Raw genomic sequence first — 22,698 nt, 5'->3', positions numbered from 1 at the left:
GCCGCGCCATCGACGGCATTGCGATGATGATCGCTCGAGAACTGCCAATCATGCCGAGGATAGTCAGCCCTTGATGACAAGGGAACGCCGGGGCGAGCTTCGGTGACAGGAGCCGCATGGACGCTCCTGTCACCCGATGCTTCGCACTAGCCCAGTTCAAGAAGGCGATCGAAGCCCATGATACGGAACACGCGCTCAGTCTGCGCCTGTGCGACGCTATTCACCGGCTCGGCGCCATAGTCTGAATAATCGACGGTCGTTCGCATCGGCTTGCTGCCGCGCGGCAGAGCAAGCACGCGGGCGATTTCATCCGCAACGCCTTGAACAGGAGCATCGCAGCCGCCGCGGAACAGGTTACGCAAACCAGGCTCATACCGGTCATATTCTGCCCGGAGCTTGTCGTACCCGCCCAGCGCCGCTTTATCCGCCGGGAAGACGGCGGTAGCGAAATGGGAAGTCCCGTCCATGAAGACGCCGGGCATGACGATCACCGTCTCGATCCCGAGGGGGCCTACTTCATAGGCCGTCGCCTCTGCGACGGCGTCCATGGCGTACTTGCCGGCTACATAGGGCATCATGAACGGGGAAACGATCCTGGTGATGCCGCTGCCGACGTAGAGCAGGACACCCGAACCATGCTTGCGCATGTGCGGAAGCGCCGCTCGGTTCAGCCGATGAGCGCCCACGGCATTGGTGTTGATGCTGTCGGCGAGTTGCTCGGCCGTGAAGCCTTCTGCCATGCCGATAAAAAGGTGAGCGGCATTATGGATCACGACATCGAGGGACGGAAAGTCGGTAAGGACCTGTGCGACAGCGGCGTTACAAGACTCCTGGCTATGGATGTCTAGGTCGACCACCCTTACGGTCCCGCGGCATTCTTGAGCGAAAGCTTCCAGAGCTTCTCGCCGCGCGCTGCTGCGTCCGTGCGGGTCGCGAACACCTGCATAAACGGCATAACCTTCTTTGATCAGGGTTTGAGCCGTCAGAAGTCCCATGCCTGAACCGGACCCAGAGATGAGGACTGTCTTTTTCATTTTGGAAAACTCCTCGATTTCATCGCACGCCGGCTCATAGAGCCCGCGCTTTACGCGTGTTGTTGGTTGCGATTGGTCAGAGTGCGGACGCGGTCGGGCGAACGATCATCTCGGTGGTGTCGACGTCCGCAGGCTGCTCGGCGGCAAAGCGGACTGCCTTGGCGATGGCGAACGGGCTGATCGCGACCTTGCGATATTCCTTCATCTCCTCACGCCCCTTGGGATCGGAGATCGAGTCGGCCAGTTCAGATTCGGTCACACCCGGGCTGATCACCGTCACGCGAATCTTGTCGTTTTCCTGGCGTAGACCTTCGGAGATCGCCCGCACCGCGAATTTGGTCGCACAGTATACCGCTGCAGTGGGAGAGACGACGTGACCGCCCGTCGAGGCGATGTTGATCACGTGACCGAAGCCCTGTTCATTCATGACGGGGAGCACAGCGGCGATGCCGTAGAGCGTTCCCTTGATGTTGACGTCAACCATCCGGTCCCATTCGTCGACCTTCAGAGCGGCCATCGGAGACAGCGGCATGACGCCAGCATTGTTGACGATCACGTCGATCCTGCTGAACCGGCCCCGGGCTTCCTCGGCAAAGGCTGCAACCTCTGCCTGATCCGTGACATCCAGCGCTTTCGCTAATGCCTTGCCGCCGGCGGCTTCGATTTCCCGGACCAGCTTTTCAAGACGCTCCGTGCGGCGTGCGCCCAGCACTACCATGGCTCCTGCTTCGGCGAGAGTGCGGGCTGTGGCTTCACCGATACCGCTGCTTGCGCCCGTGATCAGTACGACCTTGCCATTGAGATTCTGCATGGAATCAATCCTTTCACTTGGTTGGTGAAGCGGATGTATCCCGGCGGATGGTCACCGATAATCACAGGGAACACGTCAAGCTTTGTTAGCGGGACACGCATATTCCTTCCGTCTAGTCGATTTTCTCGATCCTAAGCGTCGATCCTATTCGTCTATTTTGAGCAGCTGTGCGGTGCCATTTGGGCCTCAACAGCCGTCGCGGTGACCGGCTGAACCAGACGAAGGAGACATCGAATGAATACTGCAACTGTCAGCCCCGCCCAGACCTTCTCGGTCGCAAACACGAACGCCATTGGCGCTTCCTATGCTGCCCTCGCCGGCCGCGTACTGATCGCTCCGCTCTTCCTGCTTTCGGGCGTGTCCAAGGTGGCCGCCCCTGCCGCAACCATTGGCATGATTGAAAGCGTCGGCCTTCCCCTTCCCTCGGTCGGCTTCGGCCTGGCTGTTTTGGTCGAGATCCTCGGCAGCGTCGCTCTCCTCGCAGGCTATCGCACCCGATTGGTAGCTGCAGTCATGGCCCTGTTCACGCTCGGCGCCGCGCTCGCCTTCCACAACAACCTCGCCGATCAAAACCAGCTCATCCATTTCTTCAAGAACATTTCGATCATCGGCGGCCTTCTGCAGATCGTGGCTTTCGGTGCCGGTCGCTTCAGCTTGGATGGCAAGGCGAGCCGCTGAGCATATCGGCATGGCTCAGCCGTGCCGAGCATTCCAGCTTCGATACAGGACCAAGTTATGAAACGTACAATCACTCTCTTGGCGGCCGTAGCGGCAATGGCCTCTGGCCCTTCAACCGTCAGCGCCAAGGACACGAGCCACATCGAAAACGTGGTCTTGGTACATGGCGCCGCGGTGGACGGATCGAGCTGGCGCAAGGTCTACGACATTCTCGTTCGTAAACATTACACCGTATCGGTCGTCCAGCTCCCCCTGTCGGGTCTGGACGCTGATATCGCGGCCACCCGCGCCGTCATAGCCCGCCAGAATGGCCCGGTAGTGCTGGTGGGGCATTCTTACGGCGGAGCCGTCATCACGGTCGCTGGCGATGATCCAAAGGTGAAGTCGCTCGTCTATGTCGCGGCCACACAACCCGACGCAGGTGAATCCGTCGGTGATCTCAATGCCAGATGGCCGCGCCCAAGCCATGTGCTGATGGTCGACGAGACGTCGCTGATCGTCGATCCTGCCATGTTCAAACATGACGTGGCTGACGATTTGTCTGCCGACGAGGCACGCTATCTTGCTGCTTCTCAGCGCCCTACCGCGGTAAGCGGCTTTTCCGCGAAGTTGCCAACGGCAGCATGGCACGCAAAGCCGAGCTTCGGAATCGTCGCACGGAATGATCGCACGCTTTCCCCAGAAATGCTGCGAACTCTCTACCGCCGCTCGCATACGGTCGCCGTCGAGTTTCCAGGAAGTCACTTGATCCAAATTTCGAAACCCCGCGAGGTGGCCGATGTCGTCGTCAAGGCCTCGAAGGTGGATTTCTGACTGGCTATCGTGCCCGCTAGGATGCCTGATTTGTAGCGCCACTATGTGGCTTCGCTAACAAACCTTAGCGCGAACGGCGCGATTATTTCCCTGAACATTGCCCCCTATTCCGTCCACATACAGCCGAGGATGGGCGTGTCCGTTGGCTTCGGAGGATGACATCATGAACAGAAATCAAGAGGTGAGCCATGACGTAGCTTTGATCCGAAAGCCTCTGGTATGCGGCCTCAGCCCTGACACGCTCCAAAGCAGCACGCTGGTCTCACGAAATAGGGGGCTTCAATGAAATGGATGCCTGTTCTTCTGACGCTGTGCGGCTTCAATGCCGGGCAAGCGACCCAAATTACCTACTCCCTTGAATTCATGATTGCCGAACTCCGCGAATTTGGCGGTCGGTGAAAGCGGCTCCGGCTCTGCATAGCAAGAGAAGCTCGGAAGTCCCCCATCAACCCATGTGCCCAGAAGCAACCGCTGTTTGCGGACGCGCTGGCGCGCGCCCTGCTTCCAACAACCAAGTCTGCATACGCAGCATTTTCGAAGGATATCATTTCGTGAAGAAGCTCATCATTGCCTCCGCCGCTCTGCTCGCTGCGTCGAGCGTTTCGGCTACAGTCTCCGCCGTAACGTTCAACGGGCCCTTTGTCGGTGCACAAATTACCTGGAATCACGACGAGGCCGGCAGCGTCGGCACCTCGGTCGGCCGAGTAAACCCATCCAATGAGCACGACGCCTTCATCGGTGGCGCGTTTGTCGGCTACGATTACAAGATTGCGCCCAAGGTGGTGATCGGCGCCGAAGCGGGGTTCAGCATTGGTGCCGATGACGCGCTGACTGGCGGCGCTGCAGGTAGCGCCCTTGTTCTCGATCCGAAATACTCGATCGATGTCAGTACTCGAGCCGGTTACCTTGTCCAGGAAAACACGCTCGTGTACGTCCGCGGCGGATATTCGAATGTTCGTGCCAATGTGCGGCTGACTGAAGCTTCGGGAGTTCGCAGCGGCGAGGACAACCGGGATGCCTGGATGGTCGGCGGCGGCGTCGAGCACGCAATCACGCAGAACATCTCCGCTCGCCTTGAGTATCGATATTCAGATCTGAGCGAGGGTCGCGGATCCTGGGATCGGCACCAGATGCTCCTTGGCGCAACATATCGCTTTTAACTAATCTTCCTTCGTGTTTGGTCCAGGGTGCGCTTTAGCCCCACCCTTGGGACAGCAATCTCCTCGCCCAAGGCGGTCTTCAGGGCCCCAAAATCCGAAATAAATCTGGTCTACTTGAATGAGGGCAATGCGTGCAAAACCGGACGTTCCGAGTTATGTTCAGAAACGGCAGTATTGTCCCATACCCAGTCGACATCCGAATGTCCGATTTTGGGCGCGCCAAATCGCTGTCGAACGACTTGAATGGGCGCAGAGCAGCCACCTGTAAGCCCCGGGTCCCTGCAACGGCAAGGACCCAGGGCAGTTTCAGATTTCGGTGCCCTCTGCGAGCGTCAAAGCGTCCTCCACGTCCACGCCTAGGTATCTGACCGTGCTTTCGATCTTCGTGTGCCAAGCAAAATCTGGACGGCGCGGAGATCTCCGGTCGCCTTGTAGATGATCCACGCCTTGCTTCGGCGCAGAGAGTGGGTGCCATAATCTTCGCCCGGAAGTCCGATCCCCGTGACCCATTCATCAACAAGGCGAGCATATTGCCTGGTGCTTATGCGGGCTGCGTGATCGGTACGGCTAGGAAATGCATAATCTTTCACGGATCCACCTCTCAGCTCCAGCCATTTGAGCAGGCTGGCGCGAGGCATCGGTCATCAGTTCAAACTGAACCGGCCTGCCGGTCTTTTGCTGTACGACCGTGGCCCGTGGTCGAATTTCCGATCACAAACGATGTCGCTGATCCTGATCTTCACCAGATCGCATCCGCGAAGCTTGCTATCGATAGCCAAGTCAAAGAGAGCACGGTCCCGGATCCGCCCATGCTGGTCGAGAAAGAAACGGATCGCCCATATCTGACGGGGCTTTAGCGCTCGCTTCGCACCAATCTTGCGCCCGGCGTTCCACGTTACCCGCTCGCGAGCGGCGGGATCAAACTCTGATAATCCCATGACACATCTCCAACGGCCCTGACGGCCTAGGTAGAACGCTTCAGGAGAGGCCGACCCTTCCCGGTCGTTCAGCCGCCGATTTCGCGTTCCCCGGTCGGGACCGTCAGGTAACCGGCAGGCCGCGACCAGATTGCGACGTTCGCTTCAAGCAGCGCGATCGTCGCGATCTGACAACAGCAGTTATTCGGGTTGCGTCAGGCCGTCTGGCGGAACCTACCGACAGACCGCCGTTTCCCGGTGCAGAATCGCTTTCTGAAACCGGCATTCGTTTAGCAAGTCTTGCCCGCCTCACAGGCTTGCTTCACCTAGCCCCGATTCAGCGGTTCGCCTTGTCAGCGCGATGGGAATGTGTCACCGGTTTATAGCCGTGACGCGAGCCAGTGTGATTGGCATCATATCCGTAACCGGCTTTGATCGAGTACCATAGCAGCGACTTTTCCACTATACGGTTAACCATCGTCTGCCAGTCCGTACTGGTAGCCTTTGCATGAGCTAGATTTGCATAGCCCTGTTCTCAGACGTGCGTGAAGGCGGTTTGCGTATAGATTTGGTTGACGCCGTTCATCCAACGGGTGGCGAAGCTATTTTCGGCAAAGACAGAGAGGATCATTTGCGGATTGGCGGCCTTAGCCTGGTCGACGATTACAGCGAAGGCCTCGGCGCTTCCGGGCCGCAGGCGCAGCAACACCAAACGGCGGGCATATCCTAGCGGCAGATAAAACGTCGGTCTATCGCACACATAGCCGACCAGCCCGGCATCGAGATTGCTGTCGATGACGACCCGTTCGGGCTATCGTTCAGCAGGAAACGGTCAATGATATTCGAATGGTACGGGTGGACCATGTAGCGTTGGTAGGTTTCCGACGTTCATAGGCATGTTCCCAGGCAAAATCATAGCCGGCCGGGGACTGATTATAGCCGACGGCGGAATACAGAAGCTCCGCTGACATTCCAACAGGCGCCTCTCCATCTCCTGCACCTTTTCCTTCGGCATGTTCGGTGCGATCGAGTAGATTTCCCGACGCCGCAGCATGGTCAGGCTTCCATTTCGATTGGCGACGGATAAAAGAAGCGCCGCGTGCCGCTGCGCCACAGCTTGCCGGCCTTGCTGGCGAATTCACGCCAGGCCGGATCGGTGACAAAGGCAAAGCGCACCTGATTGTAGTGCTCGTGATCTGCTGCCTTCCAGGTTATCTGGATCAACACGTCCTCGCCGAGATTGGGCGATGTCGACTGCCAACTCACCAGTGAGACCTGCCCTCCGCAATACCGGCACTCCCTCATCACACAGCAATTCCAGCATGGCTATCTGGTCCGATGGCGCGACCGCCAGAGTATCGACGGTATGAATGGGACTGAGGTCCATCATTATTCTCGTATTTTATCAAAGCGGGTGGGGAAGCTGAGGACACTGTATTGCATCCCCGGTTCGATTAGACGGCAAGAGGCAGCGTCACTCACCAAAGCTATAGCGCAAGCGGAAGCCCCACATGCGCGGGGGTGCCATGTAGTAACCGTCGAACCCCGCGGAAGCGTAAGAACCACCAACATTCACAGGATAGATTGCATTCGTCACGTTAGTGACGAAGAACGCCAGATCCCCCGGCGAACCGAATGCATCCGCCCAATTGACATTTAGGTTGAGAAGGTCTGTCGCTGGCATCACACCAATTGGCGAAACCTCGTTGGCAAGCTGCTTGGCCGTATGAACATAGATTGCACCCAGCGACACGTGACCCACGAAATCGGGCAGCGGCAGGATATATGAGGCGCCCAGGGTCACCCGGTGCTTCGGAGCAAGCGTTAGCGGTCCGCCGGTGCGCGAAGAGGGCTCAATGCGCAAAAATGGGCTTTCTGACGGCAGTTCGATCGGAACCAGTTCTTTAACTTCGGTGGTGCCAGCTTCCTCCCAGCCATGGAGTTTCCGCCGCAGGTGCACAGCATCGTCATCGGCGCGGACAATGACCCGGCTGGCGAAGCATGGGCCGACAAAGCAGTGCGGGCGTTCGCTGATCGCGGGCTTACCGTTCGTGTGATCCGCCCATTCGCTGGTTTCAAAGACTTCAACGATGAACTGAGGGGGCGCTAATGGCGACGAACCCATCGATGGCCGCGCGCCTGGACGCGGCGAATGAGACTACGGGCGAGGCACCGCGCCCGCTATATCGTGAATTGCCACCAGCCTCGGCGTTCCCGGTGGACGCGCTCGGGCCGGTGCTCGGGAAGGCGGCGAAGGCGATAGAGGCCGTGGTGCAGTGCCCGCTCGCGTGCGCCGCCAACTCTGTCCTTGCGGTTGCATCGCTCGCCGCACAGGGCCGCGCGAACGTGATCCTGCCGATCGGGCAGGGGAAGCCTTCGCCGTTATCCCTGTTCTTGCTAACGGTGCTCGACAGCGGCGAGCGCAAGTCCAGTGCGGACAGCATGGCGCTCAAGCCGGTGCGCGATACCGAACGCGAGATCGCCGAACTGGAGGCAGGCCAGCGTCATGCGTATGACGTGAAGGTCGCGAGCTATGAGGCGAGCGCGAAGCACCTGACGGCGAAGCTCAAGAGTGACCGGGCGGCGCTGGAGGCGGCATTGCGTGAGCTTGGCCCTGCACCCCAGCCACCGCTCTTGTCCGTGCTCGCGCCATCGGGCGATCAGACGGTGGAAGGCCTGTTCCGCATCTACCAATTCGGTCGCCCGTCGTTGGCGATGCTTTGCGATGATGCGGCCACCTTCCTGGGTGGCCATAGCCTCAAGGCCGAGCAGAAGGTGGGCACAACCGCGAACCTTTGCCGGGCATGGGATGGCTCGAAGCTGGAGCGCATTCGCGGCGGCGATGGCGTGATCGTGCTCTATGACCGGCGGCTGGCCAGTCACCTCATGGTGCAATCGGGGGTTGCCGCTGACTTCCTGAGCGATGCGCAGTTCGCCGACCAAGGGTTGCTTGCGCGCTTCCTTGTTTCCTCCCCGGCGGGGCGGGCGGGAACCCGCTTTCGGGACGACGCAGCGTATCAAGTTGTCACGAGGCGGGCCGCACTTGACCTTGAGGACTACAACGTCGCCGTGGCCTCGCTTCTGCGCCAGCCGGTACGGTGGAAGAACGAAAGCGATCGGACGTTGGGCGTGGAACTGGACGCGCTGCACTTCACGCCCGAGGCGCGCGCGCTCTATGTCGAGTTCGCCAACGCGATCGAAGCGGAGCTTACCCCAAGGGGCACGCTGGCCAATGCCAAGGCGTTTGCATCGAAGCTACCGGAGAACGCCGCCCGGATCGCCGGTATCCTCACGCTGATGGCCGAGCCGGACGCCCAAACGGATGGCGCTGCGGACCTTGCTGATGCCATCGAACTGGTCAAGCACTATCTGGAGGAAGCCAGCCGCATCATGGCCACGGGTGCGATCGATCCCGAGTTGCGCCGTGCCGAGACTCTTCGCGAGTGGCTGCTATCCTTGCCGGGCGATGTGATCGGACTGCGCGACGTATATCGGCTTGGCCCCAACTCGATCCGGCAAGCTGATAGAGCGCGGTCCGCCATGACCATCCTTTGCGAGCACGGCTGGGCGCGCGAGCGGAAGGGGGCGCTGTGATCGACGGCACTGCGCATCGAACGGCATGGGAGATCGTCCGGTGCTGAACTTCGACCCGCATCGCTGGATAGCAGAGCGCGAGGGCCAAACTGTCGCAACTGTCGCAACTGTCGCAACTGTCGCAACTGTCGCAACTGTCGCAACTGTCGCAACTGTCGCAACTGTCGCAGCCCCTTCCGCGAAAAATGAAAAAGCAAATTCGCCAGAACCCCTTGCGACAGTTGCGACTGTTGCGACACTTCCTGACGCTAGCGAGGTCCAGCGCACCCTTGATAGCTGGTGCGACGCCTTCAACGCGCTGTCTCCGCTGCGGCCAGCAACCGGCTTCACAATGGGGCGATGGCAGACGCTCTATGATTGCGCCGCTTGGTGGCTGGAGAACTTCGCCAGGCGTGCCGCCTGGGAAGGCTGGAGCACCGGCGACGTGTTCGGCATCCGCCCCGGTTATCCCGCACGTGGCGGCTTGATCGACCAACTCGGAGATAACCGCTCGCTGGTCATGGCGGACGGCGGCGCGCGCTGGAGAAGCTGGGGCATCATGTCGAGCTACGCGGCGGGATGCTCACCACACCTTGAACCTTTCTGGAAAGGACAGTGACAATGGCGAAGCAGACGACAGGGAAGGCGAAGCAGCCGCGCGCCACCAAGGCAGCGGCACCAACCGGGCCGAACAATGCACTTAGCGTGCCGAAGAAGGATGACGAGTCCCCTACGCTCGCGACCGCCAAGGCCATCATGCGGCCTGACATCCGCCATGGCATCACAGCCGCTCAGGTGCTCAAGACGCAATTCGGCAGCACCGAGTTCTCACCCGGCATCGCTGACTATGGGGATGCTATCGGAGAAAAGGCGGATGCTGCGGCGAAGGGCGATCTTGCCTTTGCCAGCCGCATGTTGGCGGCACAGGCAGTCACGCTCGATACCATCTTCGGAGAGATGGCCCGGCGCATGGCGCTAAACATGGGCGAGTACCTTGGCGCTACCGAGACCTATGGCCGGATCGCCATGAAGGCGCAGGCTCAGAGTCGAGCCACCCTCGAAGCCTTGGCCAAGCTGCACCAGCCGCGCGAGCAAACCGTCCGCCACGTGCACGTCAACGAGGGCGGGCAGGCTGTCATCGCCGATCAGTTCCACCATCACACCGGGGTGCGCGAAAATGGAAGAAGTGACGATCAATCCCATACAACCGGAGCAACTAGCATCGGCCCCGCGCTGCCTGGCGCGGACCCGCTTGGGAACGGAGTGCCAATCTCCAGCCGTGAAGGGGCGCAAGCGGTGCCGGATGCACGGCGGGACGAACTGGGGCGCGCCAAAGGGGAATAGGAACGCTCTTAAACATGGCGGCCGCTCAGCCGCAACCTTAGCGGCGGCTAGATGGCTCAAGACGGTGGTAGAGCTAGTCGACTTCGACCATTGACGCGGAGGGCTGGTGTTGGATGGACGCGCCTCCTGCAATGCCCCTCAATCTTGAAACGGGTCTTTTTGCAGTGCACCCTTCTGTGCACGTTGGCAGGCGATCAACGACTTGAAGGCTGCTGCTGAGTTCAGGAGGTTAAGCTTCGTCACTCTACGGCTATCGCGGTTGATTGTGACAGCGTTGGCTCGAATGAACTCGGCCCAGAAGCTGTTGTCTGTAAATCTCGCCATGAGTGTGGGTTTGTCACCCATCATGATCACAGAAACCGGAACCCCCCATGCACCTTCCGTGTCGAACTGGATCGATAGCTTGAATGTTTGGCCCTCACGCAACGACGCCCAAGCGCTGTTGAGTATCATGAGATAACTACCGTCTGGCGGGTTGAAGCCGATCCGGAAATACGTTCCATCGGAGAAACCTGAGAGTAGGAAGCAGGCATCACTAAGGGTATGGTCTATTGCCGTACTCCATGAGCCGGTTTTGCCCCACAGGGAAGTATCCTTTTCAGTTTCTGCTGAACTTGTACTTCTAGAACTGGAAGCATCGTCGAGTTCGATGTCGTCTATGATCTTCACATCGATGCCGACGGCGGTAGCGTTCGAAGCCGTCACCCAGTTGAGCGAGCTTGGCGGTGCCGAGGTGGCGTAAACGAGGGCTTTGACCGGAATATTGAGAAGGGTCAGGTACCGCCCGACAATCGCGTTGCCCACACCCGACTCGGAACGCTTACCCTCCGCGTCCGTGTAAGTCGCGTGGAACCCTACGCGCGCTGATCTCGACAAGGCACGAGGTGCACCCGCGAGCCAGATCAGAGCACATGCGGAGTTGCACTGCGAGCCGTTTACGACCGCCGTGCTATAGCCCTTCAGGCGGATGGTCTCACCCATTTCAATGGCAGTGACCGTTTTCCCGCCATCACTTTCTAGTACTACCGTCGCATCGGAATACTTGCTCGCTTCGCCCTTGAAGCGCTCGTCATCACCAGACACGATGTCGCCAATGACGAAGATCAGGTGAGTACCGCCTCTAGTCGTGTAGGAGGTTACCTCGGCTGCTTGTGAGGTGTGCACCAACATGACGTAGAGGACCGAGGCAGCCCATGCCGATACCTTTCTAAACCCCACATCTGACCCCTTCTTACACGCGCGTTGGCCCCAAGCAGTTACATCAAGGAAGTAAATGTTTGCTATCCGTCAGCGCTGAAGGCTTCGCTTCCAATCAGCAAGCCGATCTCCGACGGCTTGAAGCGAGACGGTTCTAGACAGCGCTCCTGCGCGGAAGTGGCTGTCCCAGATGGCTCTAGCCGTCGCACTGGTCCGCTTGCCCATGATTATGCCCCCTTGGCTTGTTCAGCGCCTACTTCAAGCGCCGATCTGGAGGATGCAAGCCCGCATGATCGCAAACGTACGATGCCCACCAGCTTGCAGCGAGCGCCGCATTGTGGAGCGGTTTAGGGAACATTGTCCCGTTAGCGGGGGAAAGCGAATAAAAACAATGGCCGCTGGCGGAGACGCCGGGATTCGAACCCGGGGTGCCCCCTTAAGAGCACGACGGTTTAGCAAACCGCTGGTTTCAGCCACTCACCCACGTCTCCGGATGCGGCTCAGGTCGCTGCCTATAACGAGGGGGTTTGGTGCCGACAAGAGGGGATTATGAAAAGAATGACGATTTGCGAGAAAGCCCATTTTCCCGCTAATCACATCGGTCCGCCTCAAACGGGAGTCGGGTTGTCGCCCGTTCATTGTCAGGTCAGGCGCGGTGGATTCTTTTCAGATGACACTAGTGTTGACCGTGCATGGAGCGCGGGGGAACGGGAAGCGCCGGTTTGGCGTGAAGAAGGCAGGGTACCAACGCCATGAAGGTTTATTCGATGCACAATCGCCAGCCCGCCGCGCTGCGGCGGGGCCGCCATGCTGTGCTGGGGTTCATGGTCGCCCTTGCGACGGCGGTGGCGCCGCTGGCCTCCGCCTCGGCTCAGGTCACGACCGTGGATCCTGATGCCGCGATTGATGCAGACCTGAACCAGGGCGGGACTTATTCACCCGTTCCTTCCGCCACTACCGCTCCCGGCAACGGCATGCCGGTCGACGCGCCGCCTCCTGCGACAGACTGGAATGGCGGTCAGACCGGTTATTCCACTCCTGCGCCCGCGCCCGCGGCGCCCGCCCCCATTCCCCCGGCCGTGACCGCCCAGAACGCGAGCGGCACGTACCGAGAGGACGACCTTATCGGCGCGGCTGAAGGCGTTTTCGGCAAGGGCGCGCAGGGACTGGCTGAAATCATCAAGGATCTGCTCGCGAAGCAGGGCGAGCCTAACGCCTACATCGTGGGCCGGGAAGCGGGCGGGGCGATTGCCATCGGCGTGCGTTACGGATCGGGTACGCTCCATCACAAGGTCGAGGGCGAGCGCCCGGTGTACTGGACCGGCCCCTCCATCGGTTTCGACGCCGGCGCCAATGCCGGCAACGCCTTCGTACTCGTCTACAACCTTTACGACAGCCAGGAGCTCTTTCATCGCTTCGGCGCTGGCGAGGGGCAGGCCTACCTCGTTGGCGGTTTCACCGTGAGCTATCTCCGCCGCGGAAACACGGTGCTCATCCCGGTACGCGCCGGTGCCGGGCTTCGCCTTGGTGCCAACATCGGCTACATGAAGTTTTCCGAAAAGCAGCGCTGGCTCCCCTTCTGACGCACGAATGTTGCTGGGTAGCGCATCCGCCCAACTCGGCGGTTGCGCTGCGGAGCTCGGGCGGGTAAGGGCCGCCCGCCATGCTCAATGACCTCAAGCAACAGCCCGCCGATGCGCTTCTTGCGCTCATCAAGCTCCACAACAGCGACCCTCGCGCCGACAAGATCGATCTCGGCGTAGGCGTGTACCGCACCGGAGACGGGGAGACCCCTGTCTTCGCAGCCATCAAGGCGGCGGAGAAAAAGCTGGCGGAGGAGCAGGAATCCAAGGCTTACCTCGGCCCCGAAGGCGACATGGGCTTCGTCGAAAAGCTCATGCCGTACGTCTTTGGCAAGGCAAACCCGACCATGGACGGGCGCATCGAAGGGATGCAGACGCCGGGCGGCACCGGTTCGCTGCGCCTGGCTCTCGCCATGGTGAAGCGCGCGGGCTACAAGCGGGTAATCGTGGGCAAGCCCAGCTGGCCCAATCACAACCAGATCTGCGCCGATCTTGGCCTTGGCGTGCTGGAATTCAATCACGCCACTCCGGACGGCACGACCGATATGGACGCGCTTCGCGGCGCCATTGCTTCGGCAGAGGACGGTGATGCGATCCTTCTGCACGGTTGCTGCCATAATCCTACCGGTATCGACTACTCGAACGGCGAGTGGGACGAGATCGCTAGCCTGCTGGCCTCTTCGAAGATCCTGCCTGTCCTCGATCTGGCCTACCAGGGCCTCGGTCACGGCATGGAGGAAGACGCCTACGGCCTGCGCCGCGTGCTTGCCACGGTGCCCGAAGCACTGATCTGCTATTCGTGCGACAAGAACTTCGGTCTCTATCGCGACCGCGTCGGCGCTCTTTACGCCATGGTGGTCGATCCGGCCGATCTGGCTCGCGTCATGTCGAACGGCCACGCCCTTGCACGCGCCAACTGGTCGCAGCCGCCAGACCATGGCGCGGCCGCCGTCCGTCTCGTCCTTGAGGACGAAGCGCTGACAACGCAATGGCTGGCCGAACTGGACCAGATGCGGGACCGTATGCGCGAAGTTCGGGCCACGCTGGCATCCGCCGGCAAGACGGGCGGCGTGGACCTTACCCCCATCGGCATCCAGAATGGCCTGTTCTCCATCGTCCCCTTCACCGCGGAGCAGGTGCAGGAGATGCGGACGAAGCATGGCATCTACTTTGCCGGCTCGGGACGGATCAATGTCGCAGGTCTCACCACCGGCAACATCCAGAAGTTCATCGCCGCCGTCGCTGACGTGACGGCCTGACCTGAAAAGGATCAGGCGGCTCCGGCCGGGAACCGCCTGATCTTCTTGCTTCAAGCCCCGCTGAATGCGGGGCGATGCGTAACACTCAGCCGCGCAGGGACTGCATACGCTGCAGGTAGCGGGCCAGCACGTCGATCTCCAGATTCACGCCGTCACCTGCCTGCATCGCGCCGATGGTGGTCACTTCAGCGGTGTGGGGTATGATGTTGAGGCTGAAATGGCAGGTGCCATCGGTTTCGTCATTGACTTCATTCACCGTCAGCGAGACGCCATCGACCGTGATCGACCCCTTGGGAGCCAGATAAGGCGCCAGTTCCCGCGGAGCCGCAATCACGAAGCGCCGAGAATCGCCCACCGGCTCGACCTGCACGATTTGGCCGACCCCGTCGACATGGCCGGTCACGATATGGCCGCCAAGTTCATCGCCCAGTTTCAATGCCGGCTCGAGATTGAGGTGGCGGCCTTCTTCCCACCGCCCTGGTACGGTGCGCGCGACCGACTCTGCCGATATGTCTACCGCGAACCAGGCGTCTCCGGCCGCGCCGCCTTTGTCGACGACGGTAAGGCAGACGCCCGAGCACGCAATGGAGGCACCCATGGCGATCCCTTCAGGATCGAAGGGGCAACTGATTACGGCGCGCAGATCCCCGCTCTGGCGGGCCTCACGGACAGTGCCGACTGCAGTGACGATTCCGGTGAACATGACCTAGCCTTCGTGAAGTTTGCGCGCCTCGTAGACCTCCAGCGTGTCCCTGCCAAGCTGTCGGCGTTCGGTCATGTGCCAGACACCGTGCGCCTGCGCCAAGGCGGACAGGCCGAAATCCCCCAGCGCAGGCCGACCGCCGAGCAGAACAGGCGCCCGGTAGATGAGCAGCCGATCCACCAGCCCCGCCTTGAGAAAGGCCGTCGCCGCTCGCGCGCCGCCTTCGACGAAGAGATGGTGGACGCCTTGCATGGTGGTAATCGCTTCGGGCGAAGACAGAGCCCGCCATCCAACGGGAACGCCGCCCCCCGTCAGCACCCAGCGATCGGGACTCCGGCTTTCCAGCCCCGGCAGCCGGACATCGAGCCGGGGCGAATCGGCTCGAAGAGTGCCTCCCCCCACGAGAATGGCATCGTGCCGGGCACGCATCGCATGGGTGTGGGCACGCGCTTCCGCCCCGGTGATCCACTGGCTTTCACCGCTCGTCAGCGCGATGCAGCCGTCGAGTGAAAGGGCAAGCTTGAGAGTGACCTCGGGCCGCCCCAGCCGGCTGGATAGGAGGTAACCCGACAGGCTGCGCGCGCAGGCGTCGGACGGCAGATAGTGGGCGCTCAGGCCAGCGGCCCGGATGCGGGCCAAGCCCGCCCCCGCCGTTCGCGGGTCGGGATCCATGACTCCGATCACCACGCGTTCCAGGCCTGCGGCACTGACGATGTCGGCGCAGGCGGGACCGCGCAACGATCGGTGCGCGCAGGGTTCCAGCGTGACGTAGAGAGTCGCGCCCCGCGCGGCATCTCCCGCCGCCGCAAGAGCGACCGCTTCGGCGTGAGGTCGTCCGCCTGGTTGAGTCCAGCCGCGCGCCACGACGCAGCCCTCCTTCACGACGATTGCACCCACGCCCGGGTTCGGCCGGCTAAGCGGTCGGGCGCGCCCGGCCAGGGCGGCCGCCGCGGCAAGCCAACGCGCATCCTCGCTCACTGCAGGGCGGGGTCCGTCGCCAGTTGAGGGTTGGCAATCCCGGAGCGGCGCAGCGTTTCCTCCGCCTGCTCCCGCTCCGCCTTTGCCTCGGCCGCTTCCTCGGCGTCCGCCTCGCGGGCGATCTTCTCAACATCCATCCCGGACAGGCGCCCGATGGTCTTGTAGAGTTCACGCACTTCCTTGTCGCGGCGGGCAAGTTCACGCGCGTTCGATTCCTTCGCCTTCTGGTTGGCGACGTTCTCCGCCACGATCTGCTCGTCTGTGCGGTGTTCATCGAGGACGGAGATCCACGTCACCTTCGGCGGCGGGTGCGGTGCGGAGCCTTCCTGCGTGAACATCAGGTAGAAAACGGCGAACGTACATGCCCCGGACACGGCGGCGATGCGCCACCGGTTGTGCCCGGCCTGTCTCCAGACTTCCTTGAAGTCCGCGACCATGCCGGTCGGGTTCACGTGTTTCCAGTATCCGGAGCGCTTCAGCATGAACGCTATCTAGGCGCTAAACCCGCCGAGCGCTAGCCGAACGGCACGTATAACGAACGGCCATGCGCCGTCAGCCATCGGTTCGCCTCCGGCACCGAGCCTTCGAAGATGGTCTGCAGGACACGATGGAAAGCCGGCGAGTGATCGAAATGGACGAGGTGAGCCACCTCGTGCGCGACGACGGAGCGGCGCACAAGGTCGGGAGCCATGACGAGTCGCCAGTTTATCCGGATGGTCCCCTGGTGCGAACATGAACCCCACCGCCGCTGCGCCCCGGACAGCGCGAGGGGTGGACAAGGCTCCCCTGCCCGTTCGCAATAGTCCGCCAGATCGGTGGCGAACAGCTCCCGCGCTTCGTCCTGCAGCCAGCGCAGAACCCTTGGCTGCATCGAACTCTCCATCCCTCCAAGGCGCAACTCGCCCGTACATCGCATCGGCTTTCGCGGCGCGGAGGGATCATGAACAAGCACCAGCGGCTCGCCCCTGAAGAGGACGGTTCCGCCCTGCGTGAGCGGTTGCCGCTGCGGCAGCGCGGCTAGCTGGCTTGCCAGCCAGTCCTGCCGGCTGCGCGCAAATGCGAGGGCATCGGCGCTGCGGGCCCAGCGAGGAATGGAAACGCGTACCTCGCTGCCATCCGGCGCGAGCCGCATGGTCATGCGGCGAGCGCGATCCAGGTGCCTGATGACGATCGGAATCCTCCGGCCGGAGATCTCCACGACGGGCTGCTCACGCGGGTCCCGCCGAAGCCAGTCGAGCATCCCCTCAGCCCTTCGGCGCCGAAGGCGGGACGTCCCACGGCTCGGAAGTGTCCTGGTCGGACCATTCCTCATCCTCGTCGCCGTAAGGCCAGACGATATGCTGCTCAAGCGGGCCTGCAACGGTTTCCGAGATGACCTTACCGGCCACGGACATGCCCGCGCGGTGCACTTCCTCCCGGTCACCGCAGACGAGGTAGTGCCATTCCGGCAGCGGCTCCCCCTCGGCGCGCAATCGATACGCGCAGCTTTGCGGGAGCCAGGCATACCGGCCCGCGCTTTCCGGGGTAAGCTTCAGGCAATCGGGCACGAAACTGCGCCTGTTCGCATAATCGCTGCACTGCGCCGTTTTCAGGTTGAGGAGCTTGCAGGCGACGTTCGTGTGATAGATCTCCCCCGTGTCCTCGTCCTCCACCTTGTGGAGGCAGCACTGACCGCAGCCGTCGCACAGCGCTTCCCACTCAGCGCGGCTGAGTTGCTCCAGCGGGCGTTCCCAGAAGGGCTTTCCGGTCACTTCACCCATTTGGCAAGCTCGGCCTCGACCGCCTCGGGCTTCTGGTCGATGGGCAGCATGGCGACGGGATTGCCGTCAGGATCCATCAGGTACGCGATGCGGCTGTGATCCATCAGGTAGCCGCCGGCCGTTTCCTCCCCCTTGCGGTAGTAGGCGGCGAACGCCTTGGCCGCCTTGTCGACCTGCTCCTGAGTGCCGGTGAGCCCCAGAAGGCGAGGGCCGAAAGCGGCCGTCCACGCCCCCACCACCTCGGGCGTGTCGCGGGCGGGATCGATGGTGATGAAGATCGGCTGCACCGTCTCGGCCTGCCCCGGATGGCTCTTCTCGAAGCGGCCGAAGCCCCGCATGAGGGACTGCACGTCCATGGGACAGGCGTCAGGGCAGAAGGTGTAGCCGAAATAGACGATGCGCCAGCGGCCCTTGAACTGGTCCCAGGTGACCGTCTTTCCATCCTTGTCGACAAGCGAGAACGGCCCCCCGATGGCAGCCCCCTCCAAAGGCGGGCTCTCGGCGGTCGGCTGTTGCTGGCAGGCACTCAGGGACAGGCTCGCGACAAGCGCAAGCGCCAGCGGGGCGATGCAACGTAGACGGTAGGTCATGGCGTGCGCGTTCATGACCTGCTAGACGATTCCATGCAAGGCGCGGATGGCGGCCCCGCCCGAAAGAGCTGTAATTGGAAGGACGTGCAAGGTGTTCAAGATCTCGTTCCGGCGTTTTCCGGTGTCCGGCCTCGCGGCTATCGTGCGGCAGGTCCTGAAAATCGCCGTTCCGGCTGTTGCGGTGGGCCTGCTGTTCGCCGCTCCGGCCCGCGCCGATTTCTCGGACGGGTACAAGTTCCTTGAAGCCGTGAAGAAGAAGGAAGGCGAAAAGGTCGAGGAGGCGCTGATGAAGTCGGCGCAGATCGTCAACGCCAAGGACGTCACCACAGGCGAAGGCGCCCTGCACATTGTCACCGCCCGCCGTGACCTGACCTGGCTGAACTTCCTGATTGCCAAGGGCGCCAACGTGAATGTCGCCGACGACCGTGGGCGCACACCGCTTGAACTGGCCGTCAACCTCGGCTGGCGGGAAGGCGCGCAACTCCTGCTCGACCGGAAGGCCATGCCTGACACCTCGAACGACGCCGGGGAGACCCCCCTCATCTTCGCCGTTCACCGCAAGGACCTGCAGCTGACCAAGGCCCTGCTGGAAGCGGGCGCCAACCCCGACCGTTCCGACAACTCCGGACGCAGCGCTCGTGACTACGCCCGGCTGGAAGGCGGCGGCGCCAGCCTCATCTCCGTGATCAGCACTTACGCGAAGAAGACGGGATCGAAGAACGCAAAGCCCATTTACGGCCCCACGATCTGAGGATTGCGACGATGACCCAAGAGGCACAATCGCTCGACGCGCTACGCCTGCAGCTCGCTCCCCTTGTTGCCGACGCGGCCGTATTCGACGGCTGGAGCGGGGAAGCGGTGAAAGCTGCTGCGGAGGCGGCGGGCGTCGACCCTGCCCTCGCTACCTATGCCTTTCGCGATGGTGCGATGGCCATGATCTCGGCCTGGATCGACCACGTGGACATGACGATGGCGGCATCGGTCGCAGGGGGCGCGTTGTCGAACCTGCCGATCCGCGAGCGGATCCGTCGCCTCGTCTGGGCGCGTCTCGAAGCGGTGGCCGGGCGGGAGGAGGCCCTGCTGCGTGCCCTCGCAATCATGGCCATGCCTCAGAACATTGCGGCGTCGACGCGGCTGGGATGGCGAAGTGCGGATGCCATGTGGCGCCTGGCGGGCGACAAGGCGACCGACTACAACCACTACACGAAGCGGGCCATTCTCGCCGGTATCTACGCCGCGACGCTACACAGCTTCGCCAGGGACTCCTCGGAAGACAAGGTCGAAACCCGAACCTTCCTCGATCGCCGCATAGAAGGGATCATGCGCTTCGAGAAAGCGAAGGCCCAGTTCCTGCGCAAGCCGGAAGACCGCTTTAGCGTCACACGGCTGCTTGGACGGATGCGCTACCCAGCCCGCTGAGGCAGCGCCGGCGGAGAGGTGACGAAACTCCTATTGCGATCAAGTTGCAATTAACCCTGTTATCTGGCACCGGGCCAGCATGACTCTCGATATGCTTCCCATTGGTCAGCCAGCCCGGATCATCTCCGTCGACTGGCCCGCGCTCGTTCAGGAAGAAGCACGGCGCCTCCGAGCTTTGGGCCTGGAGGAAGGCGCAAGGATTTCGGTGTCTCATCGCGGCATTTTGGGCGGGCGCGATCCCATTGCGTTGGCAATCGGCCGCATGACAGTAGCCGTCCGTAGGGTCCATGCGGCAGCAATCAGGGTTGAACAGCTATGAGCCGGCAACGCAAGGTCGCCCTCGTCGGCAATCCTAACGCGGGCAAGAGCGCCCTGTTCAACGCACTCACGGGTGCGCGCCAGAAGATCGCCAATTATCCGGGCGTGACCGTGGAACGCAAGTCGGGCCGCTTCGTCCTGCCGACAGGCGAACCGGTGGAGCTCACCGACCTTCCCGGCGCTTACGGGCTGGACCCCACCAGCCCCGACGAGGAAGTGACGGCGAAAGTCATCGCCGGCAAATTCACCGGCGAGCCGGCACCGGACATACTCGTCATCGTGCTCGACGCGTCCAACCTTGAGCAGCATCTCGTCTTCGCTCAGGAACTGCTTGCGCTTGGAAAGCCGACCGTGATTGCCCTCAACATGGTCGATCTGGCGGAGCGTGACGGTCTTGTTCTCGACGCGGCCGTGCTGGCGCAGGAACTGGGCGTACCGGTCATCTCAACGGTCGCCGTGCGCCGAAGAGGCCTCGACGAACTTGGCGAGGCCATCGCCTCCGCAGCCCAGCGGCAGCCCGGCCCTGCGCTGACGCAGCTCGGCCCCATCGAACGCCGTGTCGCCGCGCATGCCATGGCGGATGCCGCCATTCTCTCGGAAACGAGCCGCCATCGCCTTCACACCAAGCTCGACCGGTTCCTCCTGCACCCCTGGATCGGGCCGCTGGTCCTGCTCGCGATTCTCTTCGTGGTGTTTCAGGCCGTCTTCGCGTGGGCGACGCCGTTCGCCGATGGCCTTGAAGCGATTGTCGGCGCCCTTCACGATGGGGTGCAGGCGGCGCTCCCCGAAAGCCTCCTGCGCGACCTCGTCACCGAGGGCGTGATCGCCGGCGTCGGATCGGTTCTCGTCTTCCTGCCTCAGATCGTCATCCTGTTCGCGTTCATTCTCGCTATGGAGGCGTCGGGCTACATGGCGCGCGCGGCCTTCCTGATGGACCGCATGATGGCCAGCGTCGGGCTTTCCGGCCGAAGCTTCATTCCGCTCCTGTCGAGCTTTGCCTGCGCGATCCCGGGCATCATGGCGACGCGGTCGATCACCGATCCCCGCGACCGCCTGACCACCATCCTCATCGCTCCGCTGATGACCTGCTCGGCGCGCCTGCCCGTCTACACCGTGATCATCGCGGCCTTCATACCCAACAGCTCCGTAGGCGGCATGATCGGCCTTCAGGGGCTCGTGCTGTTCGGCCTCTATGTGGCCGGTGTTCTGGGCGCGATGATTGTAGGACTGGTGCTGCGCCGCTCCTTGACCAAGGGCGCGGCCTCAGGCTTCATCATGGAGCTTCCCAAGTACCAGCTTCCCCGCCTCAAGGATCTGGCCATAGGCCTCTGGCAACGCGCCTGGATCTTCCTGCGGCGCGCAGGAACGATCATCTTCATGGTCACCGTCGTGCTGTGGGTCATGCTCAACTTCCCGAAGGCCGCCGAGGGCGAGAGCCAGGTCGATGCGTCAATGGCGGGCAAGGTGGCGAACGGCCTTGCCGTCGTCGTCGCGCCCATCGGCTTCAACCGCGACATGGCCCTGGCGCTTGTGCCCGCCATGGCCGCGCGCGAGGTCGCCGTCTCCTCCCTCGCGACCACCTATGCCGTGGACGCCGGCGATGACGAGGAGGAGCAGGCGCTGGAACTGGGCGATCAGTTGAAGCAGCGCTGGACGCTGCCGATGGCTCTGGCATTCCTCGCCTGGTTCGTGTTCGCTCCGCAGTGCCTGTCCACGATCGCCGTCACGCGGCGCGAGACGAACGGATGGAAGTGGCCGATCTTCATGCTCGCCTATCTTTTCGCCCTCGCGTACATTGCCGCTGGCGCAACCTACTGGGTAGCCGTCGCCGCAGGGCTTTAAGCTCTTGGGGAAATCGGGGGGGATGTGCTGGCCCTCCGCCATCGGCTTGCGCTACTTCCATCGCCAAATCTGAAACGAAAGCGATTCCCAATGGCAGGCAGCGTCAACAAGGTCATTCTCGTCGGCAATCTGGGAGCCGATCCTGAGGTCAAGTCGTTCCAGAACGGCGGCCGGATCGCCAACCTGCGCATTGCCACCTCCGAAAGCTGGAAGGATCGTGCCACCGGCGAACGCAAGGAACGGACGGAGTGGCACTCGGTGGTGCTTCAGTCGGATGGCCTCGTCGGCGTGGCCGAGCGGTTTCTGCGCAAGGGGTCTAAAGTGTACATCGAAGGCCAACTGCGCACCCGCAAGTGGCAGGACCAGAACGGCAATGACCGCTACACGACCGAAATCTCGGTGGGTGGTGTCGGTGGTGTGCTGACGATGCTCGACGGCGCACCCGGCGGCGGTGGGGCAGGCGGCGGCCAGCGCGGTGGCGGCTGGAACGAGGGCGGCTCTTCGGGGGGCTTCGGCGGTGGTCAGCGCTCCGGCGGCGGATCGCGCGGGGGTGACGACTGGGGCGGCTCCGGCAGCAGCAGCGGTGGCAGCGAGTGGGGCCGGACCGGCGGCTCCTCGGGCGGTTTCGGCGACGATCTGGACGACGACATCCCGTTCTGAGCCCAGCCTCGGGCGAAAACGGTACGATGCACGAAAGGCGCCGAGCGATCGGCGCCTTT

Annotated in this window: 27 protein-coding genes, 1 tRNA gene and 1 pseudogene; 15 read left to right on the top strand and 14 right to left on the bottom strand. The window is 62.2% G+C overall.

From position 1 onward, the window contains the following. Nucleotides 1-146 precede the first annotated feature (146 nt). Together QOL62_RS16895 and QOL62_RS16890 are read right to left on the bottom strand one after the other, a co-directional pair. A complete protein-coding gene (locus QOL62_RS16895) occupies nt 147-1,034 on the bottom strand; it encodes an SDR family NAD(P)-dependent oxidoreductase (RefSeq protein ID WP_283407051.1) in 888 nt (295 codons plus the stop codon). A gap of 76 nt (nt 1,035-1,110) precedes the next feature. Next, entirely contained in the window at nt 1,111-1,845 is a 735-nt protein-coding gene (locus tag QOL62_RS16890; RefSeq protein ID WP_283407050.1) for an SDR family oxidoreductase, read from the bottom strand. Between the two features lie 234 nt (nt 1,846-2,079). Between QOL62_RS16890 and QOL62_RS16885 the strand changes: the two genes are divergently transcribed. From QOL62_RS16885 to QOL62_RS16875, 3 genes are all read left to right on the top strand, one after another. Beyond that, nucleotides 2,080-2,523, top strand: a complete 444-nt coding sequence (locus tag QOL62_RS16885) for a DoxX family protein (RefSeq protein ID WP_283407049.1) — start codon at nt 2,080-2,082, stop codon at nt 2,521-2,523. 57 nt (nt 2,524-2,580) lie between these two features. After that, a complete protein-coding gene (locus QOL62_RS16880) occupies nt 2,581-3,336 on the top strand; it encodes an alpha/beta fold hydrolase (protein WP_283407048.1) in 756 nt (251 codons plus the stop codon). Between the two features lie 551 nt (nt 3,337-3,887). Beyond that, on the top strand, nt 3,888-4,496 hold the full coding sequence (locus tag QOL62_RS16875; protein WP_283407047.1) for an outer membrane protein: 609 nt from the start codon (nt 3,888-3,890) through the stop codon (nt 4,494-4,496). A 306-nt stretch (nt 4,497-4,802) separates the two neighbouring features. Here QOL62_RS16875 and QOL62_RS16870 read toward each other — a convergent pair. The 4 genes and pseudogenes from QOL62_RS16870 to QOL62_RS19955 all read right to left on the bottom strand — a co-directional run bounded on the left by QOL62_RS16870 (nt 4,803) and on the right by QOL62_RS19955 (nt 7,217). Continuing rightward, nucleotides 4,803-5,434 (bottom strand): annotated as a pseudogene (locus QOL62_RS16870) (tyrosine-type recombinase/integrase). A 514-nt stretch (nt 5,435-5,948) separates the two neighbouring features. After that, on the bottom strand, nt 5,949-6,122 hold the full coding sequence (locus QOL62_RS16865) for a hypothetical protein (RefSeq protein ID WP_283407046.1): 174 nt from the start codon (nt 6,120-6,122) through the stop codon (nt 5,949-5,951). 347 nt (nt 6,123-6,469) lie between these two features. Next, nucleotides 6,470-6,679, bottom strand: coding sequence for an NIPSNAP family protein (locus QOL62_RS16860; protein ID WP_283407045.1), 210 nt, complete (start codon nt 6,677-6,679; stop codon nt 6,470-6,472). A gap of 208 nt (nt 6,680-6,887) precedes the next feature. Continuing rightward, nucleotides 6,888-7,217, bottom strand: a complete 330-nt coding sequence (locus tag QOL62_RS19955) for a TonB-dependent receptor (protein WP_379502943.1) — start codon at nt 7,215-7,217, stop codon at nt 6,888-6,890. A 132-nt stretch (nt 7,218-7,349) separates the two neighbouring features. Between QOL62_RS19955 and QOL62_RS19950 the strand changes: the two genes are divergently transcribed. The 5 genes from QOL62_RS19950 to QOL62_RS19945 are packed head-to-tail and all read left to right on the top strand — an operon-like array spanning nt 7,350 to nt 10,424. Continuing rightward, the gene (locus QOL62_RS19950; protein WP_379502942.1) at nt 7,350-7,523 is read left to right on the top strand and encodes a toprim domain-containing protein; all 174 of its coding nucleotides are present in this window, start codon (nt 7,350-7,352) and stop codon (nt 7,521-7,523) included. After that, nucleotides 7,523-9,007, top strand: coding sequence for a YfjI family protein (locus QOL62_RS16850; protein WP_283407043.1), 1,485 nt, complete (start codon nt 7,523-7,525; stop codon nt 9,005-9,007). The genes QOL62_RS19950 and QOL62_RS16850 overlap by 1 nt, the downstream gene beginning before the upstream one ends. A gap of 40 nt (nt 9,008-9,047) precedes the next feature. Beyond that, entirely contained in the window at nt 9,048-9,605 is a 558-nt protein-coding gene (locus tag QOL62_RS16845; RefSeq protein ID WP_283407042.1) for a hypothetical protein, read from the top strand. Nucleotides 9,606-9,607: 2 nt separating this feature from the next. Then, nucleotides 9,608-10,330: a hypothetical protein gene (locus QOL62_RS16840; RefSeq protein ID WP_283407041.1), complete on the top strand. Its 723-nt coding sequence runs from the start codon at nt 9,608-9,610 to the stop codon at nt 10,328-10,330. Next, nucleotides 10,266-10,424 carry a hypothetical protein gene (locus QOL62_RS19945; protein ID WP_379502940.1) on the top strand — a complete coding sequence of 53 codons (159 nt, stop codon included), beginning with the start codon at nt 10,266-10,268 and terminating at the stop codon, nt 10,422-10,424. Before QOL62_RS16840 ends, QOL62_RS19945 begins: the two co-directional genes overlap by 65 nt. Nucleotides 10,425-10,468: 44 nt before the next feature. Here the strand turns inward: QOL62_RS19945 and QOL62_RS16835 are convergent, their stop codons facing one another. After that, nucleotides 10,469-11,500, bottom strand: a complete 1,032-nt coding sequence (locus QOL62_RS16835; RefSeq protein ID WP_283407040.1) for a hypothetical protein — start codon at nt 11,498-11,500, stop codon at nt 10,469-10,471. A 426-nt stretch (nt 11,501-11,926) separates the two neighbouring features. Beyond that, nucleotides 11,927-12,018 (bottom strand) — tRNA-Ser (locus tag QOL62_RS16830). 333 nt (nt 12,019-12,351) lie between these two features. On the opposite strand from QOL62_RS16830, the gene QOL62_RS16825 reads away from it, so the two are divergent. Both QOL62_RS16825 and QOL62_RS16820 read left to right on the top strand, forming a co-directional pair. After that, nucleotides 12,352-13,110 (top strand): DUF1134 domain-containing protein, encoded by a 759-nt coding sequence (locus QOL62_RS16825; protein WP_283407075.1) that lies wholly within the window; start codon nt 12,352-12,354, stop codon nt 13,108-13,110. 80 nt (nt 13,111-13,190) lie between these two features. Further along, the gene (locus QOL62_RS16820) at nt 13,191-14,369 is read left to right on the top strand and encodes an amino acid aminotransferase (RefSeq protein ID WP_283407039.1); all 1,179 of its coding nucleotides are present in this window, start codon (nt 13,191-13,193) and stop codon (nt 14,367-14,369) included. A gap of 85 nt (nt 14,370-14,454) precedes the next feature. Here the strand turns inward: QOL62_RS16820 and QOL62_RS16815 are convergent, their stop codons facing one another. From QOL62_RS16815 to QOL62_RS16790, 6 genes are read right to left on the bottom strand one after another with little or no spacing between them, the layout of a single operon-like run. Next, the gene (locus QOL62_RS16815; RefSeq protein WP_283407038.1) at nt 14,455-15,072 is read right to left on the bottom strand and encodes a riboflavin synthase; all 618 of its coding nucleotides are present in this window, start codon (nt 15,070-15,072) and stop codon (nt 14,455-14,457) included. Nucleotides 15,073-15,075: 3 nt separating this feature from the next. Next, on the bottom strand, nt 15,076-16,050 hold the full coding sequence (gene ribD, locus QOL62_RS16810; protein WP_283407037.1) for a bifunctional diaminohydroxyphosphoribosylaminopyrimidine deaminase/5-amino-6-(5-phosphoribosylamino)uracil reductase RibD: 975 nt from the start codon (nt 16,048-16,050) through the stop codon (nt 15,076-15,078). Beyond that, a complete protein-coding gene (locus QOL62_RS16805) occupies nt 16,047-16,532 on the bottom strand; it encodes a hypothetical protein (RefSeq protein ID WP_233203942.1) in 486 nt (161 codons plus the stop codon). Before QOL62_RS16805 ends, ribD begins: the two co-directional genes overlap by 4 nt. A gap of 32 nt (nt 16,533-16,564) precedes the next feature. After that, nucleotides 16,565-17,290 (bottom strand): M48 family metallopeptidase, encoded by a 726-nt coding sequence (locus QOL62_RS16800; protein WP_283407036.1) that lies wholly within the window; start codon nt 17,288-17,290, stop codon nt 16,565-16,567. Between the two features lie 4 nt (nt 17,291-17,294). Then, a complete protein-coding gene (locus QOL62_RS16795) occupies nt 17,295-17,810 on the bottom strand; it encodes a YcgN family cysteine cluster protein (RefSeq protein WP_283407035.1) in 516 nt (171 codons plus the stop codon). Continuing rightward, complete coding sequence (locus QOL62_RS16790) at nt 17,798-18,415, bottom strand: SCO family protein (RefSeq protein WP_283407034.1); 618 nt, start codon at nt 18,413-18,415, stop codon at nt 17,798-17,800. Before QOL62_RS16790 ends, QOL62_RS16795 begins: the two co-directional genes overlap by 13 nt. Nucleotides 18,416-18,491: 76 nt before the next feature. On the opposite strand from QOL62_RS16790, the gene QOL62_RS16785 reads away from it, so the two are divergent. The 5 genes from QOL62_RS16785 (at nt 18,492) to ssb (ending at nt 22,639) form a co-directional block, all read left to right on the top strand. Further along, nucleotides 18,492-19,151 (top strand): ankyrin repeat domain-containing protein, encoded by a 660-nt coding sequence (locus QOL62_RS16785; protein WP_283407033.1) that lies wholly within the window; start codon nt 18,492-18,494, stop codon nt 19,149-19,151. Between the two features lie 11 nt (nt 19,152-19,162). Continuing rightward, complete coding sequence (locus QOL62_RS16780) at nt 19,163-19,819, top strand: COQ9 family protein (protein WP_283407032.1); 657 nt, start codon at nt 19,163-19,165, stop codon at nt 19,817-19,819. 79 nt (nt 19,820-19,898) lie between these two features. Next, nucleotides 19,899-20,138, top strand: coding sequence for a FeoA family protein (locus QOL62_RS16775; protein ID WP_103729457.1), 240 nt, complete (start codon nt 19,899-19,901; stop codon nt 20,136-20,138). After that, the gene (gene feoB / locus QOL62_RS16770) at nt 20,135-21,979 is read left to right on the top strand and encodes a ferrous iron transporter B (protein WP_283407031.1); all 1,845 of its coding nucleotides are present in this window, start codon (nt 20,135-20,137) and stop codon (nt 21,977-21,979) included. The genes QOL62_RS16775 and feoB overlap by 4 nt, the downstream gene beginning before the upstream one ends. A gap of 90 nt (nt 21,980-22,069) precedes the next feature. Further along, on the top strand, nt 22,070-22,639 hold the full coding sequence (gene ssb / locus QOL62_RS16765; protein ID WP_103729459.1) for a single-stranded DNA-binding protein: 570 nt from the start codon (nt 22,070-22,072) through the stop codon (nt 22,637-22,639). The last annotated feature ends 59 nt before the right edge of the window (nt 22,640-22,698 follow it).

This window comes from Novosphingobium panipatense, assembly GCF_900182875.1.
Lineage (GTDB): Bacteria > Pseudomonadota > Alphaproteobacteria > Sphingomonadales > Sphingomonadaceae > Novosphingobium > Novosphingobium panipatense.
This window is presented reverse-complemented; position numbering and strand designations above follow the sequence as displayed.

Bases quoted from the DNA above. Each gene is read 5' to 3' on its own strand.
- QOL62_RS16895 (WP_283407051.1), bottom strand. From the start codon at position 1,034: ATGAAAAAGACAGTCCTCATCTCTGGGTCCGGTTCAGGCATGGGACTT.
- QOL62_RS16890 (WP_283407050.1), bottom strand. From the start codon at position 1,845: ATGCAGAATCTCAATGGCAAGGTCGTACTGATCACGGGCGCAAGCAGC.
- QOL62_RS16885 (WP_283407049.1), top strand. From the start codon at position 2,080: ATGAATACTGCAACTGTCAGCCCCGCCCAGACCTTCTCGGTCGCAAAC.
- QOL62_RS16880 (WP_283407048.1), top strand. From the start codon at position 2,581: ATGAAACGTACAATCACTCTCTTGGCGGCCGTAGCGGCAATGGCCTCT.
- QOL62_RS19950 (WP_379502942.1), top strand. From the start codon at position 7,350: ATGGAGTTTCCGCCGCAGGTGCACAGCATCGTCATCGGCGCGGACAAT.
- QOL62_RS16850 (WP_283407043.1), top strand. From the start codon at position 7,523: ATGGCGACGAACCCATCGATGGCCGCGCGCCTGGACGCGGCGAATGAG.
- QOL62_RS16840 (WP_283407041.1), top strand. From the start codon at position 9,608: ATGGCGAAGCAGACGACAGGGAAGGCGAAGCAGCCGCGCGCCACCAAG.
- QOL62_RS16835 (WP_283407040.1), bottom strand. From the start codon at position 11,500: ATGTTGGTGCACACCTCACAAGCAGCCGAGGTAACCTCCTACACGACT.
- QOL62_RS16825 (WP_283407075.1), top strand. From the start codon at position 12,352: ATGGTCGCCCTTGCGACGGCGGTGGCGCCGCTGGCCTCCGCCTCGGCT.
- QOL62_RS16820 (WP_283407039.1), top strand. From the start codon at position 13,191: ATGCTCAATGACCTCAAGCAACAGCCCGCCGATGCGCTTCTTGCGCTC.
- QOL62_RS16815 (WP_283407038.1), bottom strand. From the start codon at position 15,072: ATGTTCACCGGAATCGTCACTGCAGTCGGCACTGTCCGTGAGGCCCGC.
- QOL62_RS16805 (WP_233203942.1), bottom strand. From the start codon at position 16,532: ATGCTGAAGCGCTCCGGATACTGGAAACACGTGAACCCGACCGGCATG.
- QOL62_RS16800 (WP_283407036.1), bottom strand. From the start codon at position 17,290: ATGCTCGACTGGCTTCGGCGGGACCCGCGTGAGCAGCCCGTCGTGGAG.
- QOL62_RS16795 (WP_283407035.1), bottom strand. From the start codon at position 17,810: ATGGGTGAAGTGACCGGAAAGCCCTTCTGGGAACGCCCGCTGGAGCAA.
- QOL62_RS16790 (WP_283407034.1), bottom strand. From the start codon at position 18,415: ATGAACGCGCACGCCATGACCTACCGTCTACGTTGCATCGCCCCGCTG.
- QOL62_RS16780 (WP_283407032.1), top strand. From the start codon at position 19,163: ATGACCCAAGAGGCACAATCGCTCGACGCGCTACGCCTGCAGCTCGCT.
- QOL62_RS16775 (WP_103729457.1), top strand. From the start codon at position 19,899: ATGACTCTCGATATGCTTCCCATTGGTCAGCCAGCCCGGATCATCTCC.
- feoB (WP_283407031.1), top strand. From the start codon at position 20,135: ATGAGCCGGCAACGCAAGGTCGCCCTCGTCGGCAATCCTAACGCGGGC.
- ssb (WP_103729459.1), top strand. From the start codon at position 22,070: ATGGCAGGCAGCGTCAACAAGGTCATTCTCGTCGGCAATCTGGGAGCC.